The organism is Rhodobacter xanthinilyticus (assembly GCF_001856665.1).
Taxonomy (GTDB): Bacteria; Pseudomonadota; Alphaproteobacteria; order Rhodobacterales; family Rhodobacteraceae; genus Rhodobacter; species Rhodobacter xanthinilyticus.
This window is the reverse complement of sequence record NZ_CP017781.1, coordinates 1,717,752-1,732,141: the sequence shown is the minus strand read 5'-3', so window position 1 is coordinate 1,732,141 and position 14,390 is coordinate 1,717,752. Positions and strand designations below refer to the sequence as shown.

Here is a 14,390-nt window from a genome sequence, read left to right as displayed (position 1 = left end):
CGTGTCTGCTTTCGGTTGGAGGGAAGGCGCTCGGGGCGCTCGAATGGGAAAAGCCACCCGAGGGACCGGATCGGGACATCGGCTCAGGGGATTTCCTGGAGGGCGTCGTGCAGCCGCCGCATGGCGCGCTGGTATCGCTTGCGGGCGGCGGCTTCGGTCAGGCCCAGTTCGACCGCGACCTCGGCTTGCGAGAAGCCTTCGATCGCCACGCGGATCACCAGCAGGGCGTCATCGCCGAGCAGCTTCCGCACGGCGCCGTTCAGTCGTGCATACCCGGCCGCGCCGATGCCGCTTTCGCCGCTGTCCGCCACCTCGTCAGGATCGGCGCCGCTGGCGAGATGTTCGCGCGCCTGGTCGCGCTGGCGGGCGCGGATCATGTCGCGCTCCACGTTGCGCAGCACCGTGGCCGCGATCCAGTTGACACGCCCGAGGTCGAGGCTGCGGACCGCCTCGGTGGTGCGCGCCAGAACATCGGACGCGACCTCGTCGGCGGTGCCGAGCCTGCGCCAGATCGACCGGCGCCGGATGGCGTCGAGGCCGGGCCAGAGCGCCAGCAACAACATTGTCAGGGCGCAGTCGGACGCGGGCCCGTCGCCCTTCGCCGCGTCGACCAGCGCACAGAGGATCACGTTCTTCCGGGCCGGATCGCCGGTCGTGCGGTGCAGCCCGTCGAGCAGAGCCGCCGGATCCCGGAACGGCGCGAGTGGGGCCTGCGCGCGCCTGACGGCGTCGAAACTGCGCTGGAAGTGAAGGTTGGAGGATGAATGCATGAGGAGATCACGGATCTCGTGCCACGCGAAGGACATCGGACGCCTGCCTTGCGGCCAGGCGTCCAGCGCCTTCTCGTGGCCAGGTCAGGACGTCGCGCGTCTCTGCGATTTCAGGGAGTTGGGTGAATGCGCGCGTCAGCGCGCGGGCGCGATCGCGTGGTTCAGCGTGCCGCAGCCGCGGCAGGTGGCCTGAATCGGAAAGCCCACGAGATACTCGTGTCCCCGCGCGAAGCGCAGGTGCATGCGGCCGTCGCGGCAGACGCCGAGCAGTTTGTCACAGCGCGTGCAGCGCCATTCCGAGCTGGAGGTGGTGGGCTTGGTGTTCGCTGCGCCGGACCAGCTCGTCGGGGCTGCCTGGCGCGAGGGGAAGGGAGTCGGCATGAAAAAGCTCCTCTATGTGGAGCCCTTCCAATAATCAGCGGTTTGTTAGACCGTCCCCCGTCGCATGTTAGACCGTTGTTAGACGGTCGCTTCCTCGGCTGGCTCGGCTACGGCTTCGGTCGGCTGCGCAGTGAGTAGCAGTCGCCAATATCCGTTCTTCGCACCCTTGCCGATATAGACGTCCCGGATGCTGTCCCAGGTCTCCTTCCGGAACGCCTGCTGGGGGCTTCTGGACTCGAAGCCTTCCATCAGCGCCTTTACCTGAACGTCGGGACTGCCTTTCGCGGCCGCGACCACCAGGCGCTCGAAGATCGTAAGTTGATCGTTCCCAGCGAGGTGAAGCGGCTCCCTGCCAGGAATGAACAGCGTGCCGGACTGCTTACCCGTCCGAACCACCCGCGGGGACACGCCCCCGCGTGCGAGTGAAAGACCGTCTCGGTACGCGAGTTCTATTCCGTCGCGCGCGAACAGCATGTTCTCGTCCGCCGATGCGAGATGGGACAGCAGCGGCATGACGACGTTAGGCCCAAGATGAGACGGCATCTCCTCGCTCGCGGCGAAGACGATGCCCACCCCAGCGGTGCCCCGCGCGCGCAGCATCAGATCCAGTCTCTGCGCCGCTTTGGGATCATTGAGCCGTCGGGCGAAATAGACGGGCACATCTGCCTCATCGATCTGGATCGCGCCGACGAGGGTCAGGTCTGGGTCCAGGATCTGCGCCGCCCGCCTGCTCAGCAGCGGCTTCATCAGGCGCATGAGCGTCTCGTGAAGCCACTGAGCGTTGACCGCGAACATCTCGACATCCGACGCGGGGCGCTTGCCGACATCTTCGCCGAAAGGACCGACAGCGTGGATCATGCCTTCGGTCGCCGACGGCTTGACGGCGCCTTCCCCGTCGACGTCGTCGTCCTCGATGAGAACCACGTCCTGACGGTCGCGGCGCTCAAGCAGGCCGCCTTCGATGAGACGCTTCGGGTCAAGCCCAAGTTCCAGCAGATAACTTCCGCTGACCTCGTCCTCGATGCGATCGTGGAGTTGAACAAGCTGGGGAAATATCGCGCGAAGGTCATCATGCGCGATTTGCCTGAACGCGCTCAGGATTCCCCATTCCTTGAGCAGCGCGAAGCCGAGGCTACGTTCCTCCGGATCTGGCTTGCTCTGCAGGTTGCAGCTCTTCGTGCCCGCAATCGTGATATTGAGCGTCCGCTGCTTCTCATCGCCAATCAGGTTGTAGGCCACCGCGATGGTGATCCGGCTGAACGCTTCGGCGCGCCGAAAGATGTTCCGCGCCCCGAAATATCGGTCGGCAACCTCCTGGATGTCATCGTCGACCGTCACCTTGAGCTGAAGCTTGCGGCGCCAGGTTCCCAGCCGGATCTCGGCTTCGATGACGCGCGCGAACTCGAACGCGTACCCTTCGATCTCAGGGGGCTGCAGGAAAAACGAAGAGCGGAAGCGCGAAAGATTATAGCGCTTCCAGGTCAGCGGTTTCTGGGAGATGTCGTGACCTAGCGCAACTTCGGCGAAGGAGTCGCTGACCGTCTGGCGCACCACGGGGCTGTCAGCGCAGACCTCGATCTGCCGCATCGAGGGCGTGTAGATCAACGTCGCCTCGTTCGGCGGGCGGTAGTAGATGGTTCCCCGCCGCCCATCTTGCCGGTGATCATAGACGCTCGAAAGCGGGCCACCATGCCGGACGATCAGCATGATGGACGCAGGGTGCGTGTCGGTGGCAGGCAGATCGACCGCCTTGACCGTGCAGGATATCTCGGGCTTCAGCTCGAGCATGCCCTTGACCTTGGACGCCAGCGCCTTTTCGTCGATTGCCGCTGCGTCGAGGGCTACCTGGTTCTCCAGTTCGACCTCGAAGGCGTCGTAGAGCTTGCCGTGGTCGCGGAACTGTCGGGCGAAGTGAAAGCTCTCCGCATCCTCGAAGGTTTCCCGTTCATGCAGGTATGCCCAGATGCTTCTGCAGAGCTCATCTGGCTGCCGGTGAAACTCCTGCGACCGTGTCTCATCGAGCTGTTGATCGACAATCGTAGTGAGAGAGGTGACGCCCTTTTTCTCGGCGAGGGCCCGGATCCTTCGTGATCGCTGCTCCGCAGGTCGCAGGTCATCGCGGTCGAAACCCGACAGCGTCTCGACAATTGCTTGCCGAAACGCCTCGACCGCTTCTTCGTCGGCGAGGTCCGGAACGTCCTCAGGCAGCTTGAATTCCGGCTCATTGTCGCCCTCGCGCACGGCAAGGGCAGCTCGGGCGAGGTCGACGCGCGCATCCTCGATCAGCGCCAGAACATGCGGACCGATCGGGGATGCTTTGCGCGCCATGAACTCACCTCAATGAACTACTGCTCTCGATTGATTCAACCTGCGATAATCATGGACAAATCCGTGATCGGCAAGCCCTGATGTTCTCTCCCTGTTCGCATTCCCGCATCCCGCTCCGCTGAGATGTCCCACCTCGGACGGCTGGGTGGCTTTTGATCGGTAGCACACCATCAAACACGGCCACCGAGACATGAACCGCCCCAATCCGCTACCTCCCGACCAGATGAGCGCCGCCGAGCGCCGCGCCGAGTTGTGCGGCCTGCTGGCGCTCGGGCTGGCTCGGTTACTCGGGCCGGATGGGCGTGAAGTATCTGACAATACTGGAGAACGTTGCCTACACTATCCCAACGACCAATGCCGTCATGCAACTCCAACTCACCGGAGAAATGCATGAACAAGCCCGATCCCATCCCCGCGCGCCTGGCGGCGCTGAAGACCACGCCAACGCCTGACCTGAAGCAACAGTGGCGCGACCTGTTCGATAGCGAACCGCCGCCGTTCAACCGCCGCTACCTTGAATCCCGGCTGGCCTACCGCATCCAGGAGCTCGCCTATGGCGGGCTGAAGCCCGAGACGATCCGGCGTTTGGAACGGCTGGGCGAGGAGCTCGACGGCGGTGACCGAAAGAAGCGCGGCATCCGCGGCGACCGCGACCGCCCCATCACGGGCACGCGCCTCCTGCGCGAGTGGCAGGGCGTCGAGCAAATCGTCACCGTGACCGCCGATGGCTTCGAGTGGCAGGGGCGCCCCTACAAGTCGCTGTCCGCCATCGCCCGCGCGATCACCGGCACCCGTTGGAACGGCTGGGTCTTCTTCGGCCTCAAGAACCACAGGGGGCGGAGATGACGAAGCCGCCGGAAAAATCGAAGGTCGTCCGCAAGCTGCGCTGTGCGATCTACACACGCAAATCCTCCGAGGAAGGGCTGGAGCAGGAGTTCAACAGCCTCCATGCCCAGCGGGAGGCCTGCGAGGCGTACATCGCCAGCCAGCGTTCCGAGGGCTGGGTGCTCGTCCGTGATCAGTATGACGACGGCGGTATTTCCGGCGGGACGCTTGAACGCCCCGGCCTGCAGCGGTTGCTGGACGACATCGAGGACGGGCTGGTCGACGTGGTCGTGGTCTATAAGATCGACCGCCTCAGCCGGTCGCTGGCCGACTTCGCCAAGCTGGTCGAGGTGTTCGACCGGAACGGTGTGACCTTCGTCTCGGTGACGCAGTCGTTCAACACGACGACCTCCATGGGGCGGCTGACGTTGAACATCCTGCTGTCCTTCGCCCAGTTCGAGCGCGAAGTCACGGCCGAGCGTATCCGCGACAAGGTCGCCGCCAGTCGGAAGAAGGGGATGTGGATGGGCGGGGTGCCGCCCTTCGGCTATCGGGTGGAAAACCGGAAGCTGCTGGTCGACGAGCAGAACTCCGAGCATGTGCGCTGGATCTTCGCCCGATTCATCGAAATCGGCTCCTGCACGCTGCTGGCCCGCGAAGTCGGCGCACGGGGCATTGCCACGCCGCGCGGCAATCGGATCGACAAGAAGTACCTCTATCGGATGCTGTCCAACCGCGCGTATATCGGCGAGGCTGTTCACAAGGGCGACAGCTATCCGGGCGAGCACAATGCGATCATCGACCGCGAGATTTGGGACAAGGTTCACGCCATCCTGCAGGAGAGTCCTCGCAAGCGCGCCGCCCGCACCCGCGCCGAGACGCCCGCGCTCCTGAAGGGGCTGCTGTTCGGGCCCGATGGCGCAGCGTTCTCGCCGACACACACCCGCAAGGGTGGTCGGCTCTATCGCTACTATGTCAGCCAGACGGTGCTGAAGCACGGGGCTGGGGCTTGCCCAGTCGGCCGCGTGCCTGCAGGCGAAATCGAGGCCGCCGTCATCGACCAGCTCGGCGCCGTGTTCCGGCAGCCCGAGATCGTGGCGGGGACATGGAAGGCGGCGCGGGCGCAGGACGGTGCCGTCAACGAGGCCGAAGCCCGCGAGGCGCTGACTCGGCTAGATCCGCTGTGGGACGAACTCTTCCCCGCCGAGCAGGCGCGTATCGTGGCCCTGCTGGTCGAGCGAGTCGAGATCGGCACCGAAGGCCTGAATGTGCGGCTCCGCATGGACGGGTTTGCGGCGCTGGCGCGCGAAATCACCACCGATGTTGGAGCAGCTGCATGACCCGTGCCACACCGATCCCCGAGACCGTCACCATCCATGTCCCGTTCCGCATCGTGAAGCGCGGCGGGCGAAAGGAGATGCTGCTGCCCGCAAGCGCTTCCACCCAGCGCCGCCCTGATAATGCCCTCATCAAGGCGTTGGCTCGGGCTTTCCGCTGGAAGCGGATGCTGCAATCCGGGGATTTCGCCACGGTCGCCGATCTGGCCGCACGCGAGGGCATCGCGGTCTCCTACCTCACGCGGGTGCTTCGGCTGACGCAGCTCGCCCCCGATCTCGTCGAGGCGATCCTCGACGGCCGTCAGCCTCACGACTTGACGTTGGAATCGCTGCGGGCGCAGTTCCCGGTGGATTGGATCAGTCAGCGCGCACTGCTGCGAGTCTGAACGCCGCCGGCCACCGTCGATCCGAAGAAACACTTGTGCTTTTAGCCAATTTGGCCAAAGTAAGCCCCGCACGAGCGGAGGCGCATTTGCAGACCCTTACGGCGAAAGACGCGAAGTACGGCTTCGGACGGCTGATCGATCTCGCACGAGCGGAGCCAGTGGCTGTGGCCAAGCACGGGCGCCCTGTCGTCGTCGTGCTTGCAGTCGAGGAATACGAGCGATTGAAGGCGTTGGACAAGCCCGGCGTCGCTCACGACGAGAAGAACGCAGGAAAGAACACGAGCGAATGATTGCAGACCACCTCACGGGAATCGAACAGTTCGGTGCCGACCTCTGGAAACTCGCCGACGACCTGCGGGCCAATTCCGGCCTCGCGTCGAACGAGTATTTCATGCCCATCATGGGGCTCCTTTTCCTGCGCCAGGCCACGAACCGCTACTATGCCGCGCTCGCCACGATCGAAGCCGACAAGGCCGCCGGAAAAATGCCGGATCGTCCGCTGGTCGACGCCGATTTCCGCCGCCGCCGCGCGATGCTGCTGCCCGAGGCGGCCCGGTACGACGTGATCCTCGACATGCCCAAGGATGGACAGATCGGCGCAGCGCTCACCGCCGCCATGGAGGAGGTGGAGAGGCATTTTCCTCCGCTCGCGGGTCAGCTGCCGAAGGATTACGAGCGTTTCGACGATGAACTCCTCGAAAGCATGATGCGCAAGTTCGACACCGAGGCACTGCGAAATGCCTTTGGCGACGTATTTGGCCGCATCTACGAGTATTTCCTTGCCGAGTTCTCCAAGCAGGGCGCGCATGACAACGGCGAGTTCTTCACCCCGCCGTCTATCGTTCAGACCATCGTCAACGTGATCGAGCCCGACCACGGCATCGTCTTCGACCCGGCCTGCGGCTCAGGCGGCATGTTCGTGCAGTCCAGCCACTTCATCGAGGACGCTGGCCAGGATACGATGAAGCGCGTCACCTTCTACGGCCATGAGAAGAACGAGACGACGGCGAAACTCGCCCAGATCAACTTGGCGGTCCACGGCCTGCAGGGCACGATCCGGGCCGGGAACGAAGCGATCACCTATTACAAGGACCCGCACGAACTGGTCGGCAAGTGCGACTTCGTGATGGCCAATCCGCCGTTCAACGTGGACGAGGTCGACGCCGACAAGGTCAAGGGTGACAAGCGGCTACCCTTCGGGCTGCCGGGCGTGAACAAGGCCAAGAAGGTCTCGAACGCCAACTACCTGTGGATGTCCTACTTCTACAGCTATCTGAACGAGAACGGCCGCGCCGGTGTCGTCATGTCCAGCCAGGCATCCAGCGCAGGGCGGGACGAGGCGATCGTGCGCCAGAAGCTGGTCGAGACCGGCGCCGTCGACGTGATGATCGATATCCGCGGCAACTTCTTCTACACGCGCACGGTGCCCTGCCAGCTGTGGTTCTTCGACCGGGCGAAGGAACGTGACCCCCAGCGCGCCGATCACGTCCTGATGCTCGATGCGCGCAACATCTACCGGAAGGTGTCACGCGCCATCTACGATTTCGCGCCCGAGCAGCAGAAGAACATCGCCGCCATCGTCTGGCTCTATCGCGGGCAAGCGGACCGGTTCCTGAAACTCGTCGAAAGCTACATTGCGCAGGCCATTGCAGAGGGCCGGGCAACGGCGGAGCCACTGGCCGACTATGACAAGGCGCTCGGTAAGCTCATCAATCTGGTGCAGCCCTTCGTTACGGAAAACCGCGATCCGGATCCGCTGGCGGAGACCTGGAGCGAACTGACCGGCGTGCGCGCAACGCTGGCGGCGGATATCGCGGGGTTCGACGCAGAGGTGTCGGCGCGTGCGGCGGACTGGGCGGGCGCCGCGCGCGACAATGCCGGGCTGCACGCGGCGCGCGCCGGGCTGCACCCCATGGCCGAGCGCTGCCGTGACATGACCAAGCAGATCGACTTGGCCGCCAAGCTGGCCGGCCGGGTGGTGGATACCGCCATCAAGGAACTGGACGCCCGCGACCACGCCCTCTGGCCCAATGCCGAGGTCACGCGCGCCCGCAAGGCGCTGGAGGCGGCGCGGGCCGCGGCGGTGGAGGCGCTGCGGACGGCGCGGTATTTCGTGAAACAGGCCGACTGGTTGCAGGAGCGGTTTCCCGACGCCGCGCTGCGCGATGTCGAGGGGCTGGTGAAGCTGGTCAGCCGGGCCGAGATCGCGGCCCATGACCACAGCCTGACGCCCGGCCGCTATGTCGGCGTCGCGCCCGAGGAGGTGGACGAGGATTTCGACTTCGAGGAGGCGCTGCGGTCGATCCACATCGACCTGAAGGGGCTGAACGAGGAGGCTGCGGAGTTGGCGGCGCGGATCGCCCGGAACTTCGAGGAGTTGGGGGTGTGAGTTGGCGCGAATGCACCCTCGGAGAGGTCGTTCGCTTTCAGCGGGGGCATGACCTCCCCGATCAGGACCGAAAACCTGGCGATGTTCCTGTAATCGGTTCTGCCGGCCCGAACGGGTGGCACAACGAAGCTAAGGCAAGGGGCCCAGGAGTTTCTATAGGTCGCAGCGGTGCCTCCATCGGTAAGGTCACCTACACGCCTACAGACTATTGGCCGCATAACGCCTGCCTTTTTGTCACGGACTTTCTCGGCAACGATCCTCGCTTCGTATACTACTTCTTGAAAACCAAGGACCTGACATCGCTAAATTCCGGAGCGGCTCAGCCATCGCTGAACCGGAATTTTGTGCACCTCGTCCCGGTGCGGGTTCCCGGCGGAAACGAGCAAAGGGCAATCGCCGATATCCTCTCAGCCTACGACGACCTTATCGAGACCAACCGGCGGCGGATTGCGCTGTTGGAGGAGGCGGCGCGGCTGCTCTACCGCGAGTGGTTCGTCCACTTCCGCTTCCCCGGCCACGAACACGTCCCCCGCACCGATGGCCTACCCGAGGGGTGGGAGCGGCGAGCGATTACTGACCTAGCCGATATCTATCGTGGCAAGAGCTACAAGAGTTCGGAATTGGTGGAAGACGGTGGCCAGCCTTTCATCAACCTGAAATGCTTTGAACGTGGAGGTGGGTTCCGCGTATCTGGACTGAAGTGGTTCAGAGGCGAGCACAAGGAGCATCACCGCGCCGAGGCGGGCGATATTGTGATCGCCGTTACCGATATGACGCGGGATGCGATGATCGTGGCGCAAGCAGCGCGCGTTCCCCGGACTGTTGGGGAGAACGCGATCTACTCGATGGATCTGGTGAAGGCTGCACCGAAGGAAGGGATCGACCCGCTCTGGTTCTACGGAATGCTGCGCTTCTCCCGCTTCTCGGCGGAGGTCCGTGAAGAGGCCACGGGTGCAACCGTCCTCCACCTGAAGCCCAAGCACATTGAGGCTTGGCACGCGCTGGTTGCCCCTCGGGTTTTGCGGGGACTGTTCTCGGAACAATTCAGTGCGATCCTCGATCAGGTGGACAATCTCGAACTTCAGAACGAGAAACTCGCCCAAACCCGCGACCTCCTCCTGCCGCGCCTCATGAACGGGGATATCGCGGTATGACGGAAGGTGACCGCCCAACCCTGTTCGGTGATGACCCGGCCGCCGCAGCTCGGCTTTTCCTCGAAATGCTGTCGCCAGAAGTCCATGTCACCCAGCTGCTTGGTGAATGGCTTCCGGGCGATCAATTGAAAGCGATAAAGGAGCTACTGCATCGGAACCACCAAGCCGCGGAAGCGTCCCGCATCAAATTTGATGAGCTCAGGCAACAGCTGACCGCCAACCCGTACGATGAGCAATTGGACCGGCTTCACGATGACCGCTTCTGGTCACGGGTCTTCATGGATTCCGCGCATAGCATGTCCGCGGTTGGAATGCTCGCACCCTTCATGGAGTCCCTGTTTGTTGCCATCTTCGCGGGGCTGAGGAGGTGGCAAGTTGAGGACATGGGCGACACGCGGCGGCAACGCGCAGACGATCAGTTCTGGAACCCGCAGATCTACTTCGAAAAGGACGTGCCCAAGACGAACCTCGTGAAAGGCATCGAGCAGTTGGCAGGTTCATGTGGGCTGCAGCCATACTTGCCTGCTGGGTATGAAAAAACTCTGGCTGCTCTTTTCGCCTATCGAAACAACATGTTTCACAACGGGTTTCTGTGGCCCGCCGAGACCATCGCCAAGTTCTCGAACCGTGTCGCATCCGAGAAGTGGCCGGACGCCTGGTTCACAAGCGTGGATAAGGGGGGAAGACCTGGGCTATATTACATGTCTCCGGAATTCTGCGATCATTGCGTCAAGCTGATAGATGAAATTATGGACGGCACTGGGCGGTATCTGAAAGATCGTGGTTTGTGATGTCATAAAGGGCATTTGATGGCAGTAACGGGTATCAACAGCGAGGACAGACTGGTCCAGGCCACCTTCGCCGAGCATTTGGAAACAGTGCTTGGCTGGGAAAACGTCTACGCCTGGAACCACGAGACCTTCGGACCGGACGGCACGCTGGGGCGCAAGGACACGACGGAGGCGGTCCTGACCCGCGACCTGCGCGCAGCGCTGCGTCGCCTCAACCCCGACTTGCCGGACGCGGCCATCGAGGACGCGATCCGCGCCCTGACCGTCTTTGACGTCAGCCGCTCGATGGTGCAGCACAACCGCGACTTCTACCGCATGCTGCGCAGTGGCGTGCCCGTCACCTATCGCGACGCGCAGGGCCGCCAGAAATCCGCCCGCGCCCGGGTGCTCGACTTCGACAACACGCCCGGTGCCAACCGCTTCCTCGCCGTGCGCGAGTTGAAGCTGACCGGCATCCGCTCGCCCAATTACAACCGCCGCGCCGATCTGGTCTGCTTCGTCAACGGCCTGCCACTGGTCTTCATCGAGCTGAAGGCCGTCTACAAGAACATCCGTGCGGGATTCGACGGCAACCTGCGCGACTACATGGACGAAAATGTCATCGCCCATGCGTTCCACCACAACGCCTTCCTGATCGTCTCGAACGGCGACCGCGCCCGCTATGGCTCGATCACCAGCGAATGGGAGCATTTTTACGAGTGGAAGCGTCTGCATGAGGCGGATGAAGGCAGCGTCGATGCGGAACGGCTCCTGAACGGCATGCTGGCGCATGACCGGCTGCTCGATCTGGTCGAGAACTTCATCCTGTTCGACGAAAGCAAGCCGGGGGCCACCCGTAAGGTGGTGGCGCGGAACCATCAGGTCCTGGGTGTGAACCGCGCTGTGGTCTCGGTCGCGCGGCAGGAGGCGATCAAGGCAGAGATCCCGCCCGGAGAACGCCTGCGGCATCGCGTGGTGGAACTGCCGCTGGAACGCAAGCCGCCGGCGAAACGCAAGACGGGCGACCAGGCGCTTGTCGCAGCGGAAACTGCCTTGCCGTCCTTCATCCCCGAAGGTCCCGTCGACATAATCGAGCGGGCACACCCCGATCTGGGCCGGCTGGGGGTGTTCTGGCACACGCAGGGCAGCGGCAAGTCCTATTCGATGGCATTCTTCGCCGAGAAGGTAAGGCGCAAGGTGCCGGGCAATTTCACCTTCCTGCTGATGACCGACCGGAACGATCTCGACAGCCAGATCTACAAGACCTTCGTGGGCTGTGGCGTTGCCGGAAACGAGACCCCGCGCGCGGCATCCGGCGATGATCTGGAACGCATCCTGAAGGAGAACAACCAGTACATCTTCAGCCTGATCCACAAGTTCAACAAGGACGTGGACCCGAAGAAGCCCTACAGCGAGCGTGACGACATCATCGTGATCTCGGACGAGGCGCATCGCACGCAGGCCGGACGGCTAGCGCGCAACATGCGCCTGGCGCTGCCCAATGCCGCCTTCATCGGCTTCACCGGCACGCCGCTGTTCAAGCAGGACGAGATCACCAAGCGCATCTTCGGTGAGTATGTCTCGCGCTACGACTTCAAGCGATCCGAGGAGGACGGCGCCACCGTCAAACTGGTCTACGAGAACCGGGGCGAGAAGCTCGGCGTCGCCAAGACCGACCTGAACGACCGGATCGCCGAGAAGATTGAGCAGGCCGAGCTCGACCCCGATCAGGCGGCACTTCTCGATAAGCTGCTCGGCAAGGACTATGAGGTCATCACTGCCGATGAGCGGCTCGACAGGATCGCCGCCGATTTCGTGGAGCACTGCGCGACGAGGTGGGAATCGGGCAAATCCCTGTTCGTGTGCATCGACAAGATCACCTGCGCTCGGATGTACCAGATGATCGCCCCACGCTGGCGGGCCAAGGCTGCGGACGTCAGGGCGGCGGCGGATGCCAAGCAGACCGAAGCGGATGCCGCCGCTGATGAATCCCTACGCGCCGCGCTCACAGAGCAAGCCCAAGAATTAAGTGCGCAGGCTTTCTGGCTCGAGGAAACCATCGTCGAGATCATCATCAGCGAGGCACAGAACGAAGTTGCGGACTTCAAGAAATGGGGGTTCGACATCATCCCGCATCGCGCCTTGATGAAGCAGGGCTTCGATACCGGGAACGGCGAGCGGGTCGATGTCGAGACGGCCTTCAAGAATCCCAAGCACCCGTTCCGCGTCGCTATTGTCTGCGCAATGTGGCTGACCGGTTTCGACGTGGAATGCTTGTCGACGCTCTACATCGACAAGCCGATGAAAGCGCATACGCTGATGCAGGCCATAGCGCGGGCAAACAGGGTGTATCCGGGCAAGGACTTCGGCCTGATCGTCGACTACAACGGAATGCTTGCCAGCCTGCGTGCCGCGCTCGCCCAGTACGCGCTCGGCGATGATGGCACAGGTGACGAAGAGATCATCGCGCCCATCGAGGAGCGGGTTCAGGCCTTTCTCGAAGCCATCGAAGCGACTGAGGCGCATTTGCGCGATCTCGGCTTCGACCCTAGCGTTCTTCTCGGCTCGAAGGGATTTGTGCGCATCAAGGGCCTGAAGGACGCCGTGGAAGCCGTCTATTCGACGGACGACGCCAAGCGTCGTTTCGAGATCCTTGCGCGGCAGGTATTCATCAGGTTCAAGGCGCTGCTGATGGAACCGAGCACGTGGGCGCATGCCGAGCGGCACGACAACATCGAGGCGATCTACAAGAAGCTGACCGAGCGACGCGACACGGCTGACGTTACAGAGCTGTTGAAGGAGTTGCACCGGATCGTCAACGAGGCCATCCGCACGCAGACGCCGGGGGACGACCAGGCCGAAGGCCTGACATTCGACCTGAGTCAGATCGACCTTGAAAAACTGCGGGATGAGTTCGCAAAGAAGGTCCGGCGCAAAGCAACCGCGCTCCAGGACATCCGCGACATCGTCGAACAGAAACTCGCCGAGATGCTGGCGCGCAATCCCGCCAGGATGGACTATCAGGTAAAATACGAGGCGATCATCGCCGACTACAATCGGGAGAAAGACCGGACCACCATCGAGGAGACGTTCCGCCGACTGGTTGAGCTCGTGAACAGTCTGGACGAGGAACAGAAGCGCGCAGCGAAGGAAGGGCTTGGCGAGGATGAACTCGCGCTCTTCGACCTGCTGCTCAAGGATAATCTGGACAAGCCGTCCCGTGAGCGGGTGAAGCAGGCCAGCCGCGACCTCTTGGCGTCTATAAAGGCGCGTCTGGCTGAGCTCGATCGCTTCTGGGAGAAGGAGCAGACCAAGGCCGATATCGAGGTCTTCATCTTGGATGAGGTCTTCGCAAGCCTACCGTCACCGCCCTTCACGCCCGACGAAAAGAAGGCTCTTGCTGCAAACGTCTACGCACATGTGTGGCAGCAGGCCGTGCATGGTGGCTTCGCGCAGGCGGCATAGGGCAGATCGTGGAACGTTCGATCCGGGTTCCATGAGGTTGGCGAACGGATTTGCGAACCGTCGCGACTGCGCGTTTAGAATAAGTTGCACGATATCAATGCGATGGGACTCTGAACCGGAACGCGCGCGGTTAACAGGTTCGGAGAATATCGGCCCGGAGAGAACGCTTTCGGGCCTCCTAACGCCGGGGTCGGTTAACAGCCCCACCCGCATAACCCTCGAAAATAACGAGAAAATCCGGCCGCAGCCGGATCGGGAGAACGCTTTCGCTGGGGTAAGTGGCGGACGGGAAGGGATTCGAACCCTCGAGACGGTTCCCCGCCTACACACTTTCCAGGCGTGCGCCTTCGACCACTCGGCCACCCGTCCGGGGCCGGGTTTAGCCGCAAAGCGGGGGCGGATGCAAGGGGGCAATCGCGCGGAGTTTTCTCGCCCCGCCCCGGGCCCCTTGCAAGCCCCGCGGGGGCTCCGTAAGCTGCGCCCACATCCGAAGAAAAGGACCGCCGAGCGATGACGGAAAGCCCCCGCGGCATCCCGCCTGGAAACGGCGGTGCAAAATTAGGCCACGGTAGCGGCGGGATCGTC

Annotated in this window: 11 protein-coding genes and 1 tRNA gene; 8 read left to right on the top strand and 4 right to left on the bottom strand. The window is 63.0% G+C overall.

The annotated features are described in order from the left end of the window. Positions 1-83: 83 nt before the first annotated feature. From LPB142_RS08570 to LPB142_RS08565, 3 genes are all read right to left on the bottom strand, one after another. On the bottom strand, positions 84-806 hold the full coding sequence (locus tag LPB142_RS08570) for an RNA polymerase sigma factor (protein WP_071166121.1): 723 nt from the start codon (positions 804-806) through the stop codon (positions 84-86). A gap of 99 nt (positions 807-905) precedes the next feature. Next, entirely contained in the window at positions 906-1,151 is a 246-nt protein-coding gene (locus LPB142_RS19030) for a hypothetical protein (protein WP_156894353.1), read from the bottom strand. A gap of 78 nt (positions 1,152-1,229) precedes the next feature. Next, entirely contained in the window at positions 1,230-3,479 is a 2,250-nt protein-coding gene (locus LPB142_RS08565) for a hypothetical protein (RefSeq protein ID WP_071166120.1), read from the bottom strand. A gap of 390 nt (positions 3,480-3,869) precedes the next feature. Here LPB142_RS08565 and LPB142_RS08560 point away from each other — a divergent pair, with 390 nt between their 5' ends. The 8 genes from LPB142_RS08560 to LPB142_RS08525 all read left to right on the top strand — a co-directional run bounded on the left by LPB142_RS08560 (position 3,870) and on the right by LPB142_RS08525 (position 13,805). After that, a complete protein-coding gene (locus LPB142_RS08560) occupies positions 3,870-4,325 on the top strand; it encodes a DUF2924 domain-containing protein (protein WP_071166119.1) in 456 nt (151 codons plus the stop codon). After that, positions 4,322-5,644 (top strand): recombinase family protein, encoded by a 1,323-nt coding sequence (locus tag LPB142_RS08555; RefSeq protein ID WP_071166118.1) that lies wholly within the window; start codon positions 4,322-4,324, stop codon positions 5,642-5,644. The genes LPB142_RS08560 and LPB142_RS08555 overlap by 4 nt, the downstream gene beginning before the upstream one ends. After that, the gene (locus tag LPB142_RS08550) at positions 5,641-6,027 is read left to right on the top strand and encodes a hypothetical protein (RefSeq protein ID WP_071166117.1); all 387 of its coding nucleotides are present in this window, start codon (positions 5,641-5,643) and stop codon (positions 6,025-6,027) included. Before LPB142_RS08555 ends, LPB142_RS08550 begins: the two co-directional genes overlap by 4 nt. A gap of 86 nt (positions 6,028-6,113) precedes the next feature. Beyond that, on the top strand, positions 6,114-6,317 hold the full coding sequence (locus LPB142_RS08545; RefSeq protein ID WP_071166116.1) for a type II toxin-antitoxin system Phd/YefM family antitoxin: 204 nt from the start codon (positions 6,114-6,116) through the stop codon (positions 6,315-6,317). Then, positions 6,314-8,416, top strand: a complete 2,103-nt coding sequence (locus tag LPB142_RS08540) for a class I SAM-dependent DNA methyltransferase (protein WP_071166115.1) — start codon at positions 6,314-6,316, stop codon at positions 8,414-8,416. The genes LPB142_RS08545 and LPB142_RS08540 overlap by 4 nt, the downstream gene beginning before the upstream one ends. Continuing rightward, positions 8,413-9,570 carry a restriction endonuclease subunit S gene (locus tag LPB142_RS08535; protein ID WP_071166114.1) on the top strand — a complete coding sequence of 386 codons (1,158 nt, stop codon included), beginning with the start codon at positions 8,413-8,415 and terminating at the stop codon, positions 9,568-9,570. The genes LPB142_RS08540 and LPB142_RS08535 overlap by 4 nt, the downstream gene beginning before the upstream one ends. Then, a complete protein-coding gene (locus LPB142_RS08530; protein WP_071166113.1) occupies positions 9,567-10,361 on the top strand; it encodes a hypothetical protein in 795 nt (264 codons plus the stop codon). Before LPB142_RS08535 ends, LPB142_RS08530 begins: the two co-directional genes overlap by 4 nt. A gap of 18 nt (positions 10,362-10,379) precedes the next feature. Then, entirely contained in the window at positions 10,380-13,805 is a 3,426-nt protein-coding gene (locus LPB142_RS08525) for a type I restriction endonuclease subunit R (protein WP_071166112.1), read from the top strand. Between the two features lie 279 nt (positions 13,806-14,084). Here the strand turns inward: LPB142_RS08525 and LPB142_RS08520 are convergent. Beyond that, positions 14,085-14,174: transfer RNA gene (locus LPB142_RS08520), tRNA-Ser, on the bottom strand. Between the last annotated feature and the right edge of the window lie 216 nt (positions 14,175-14,390).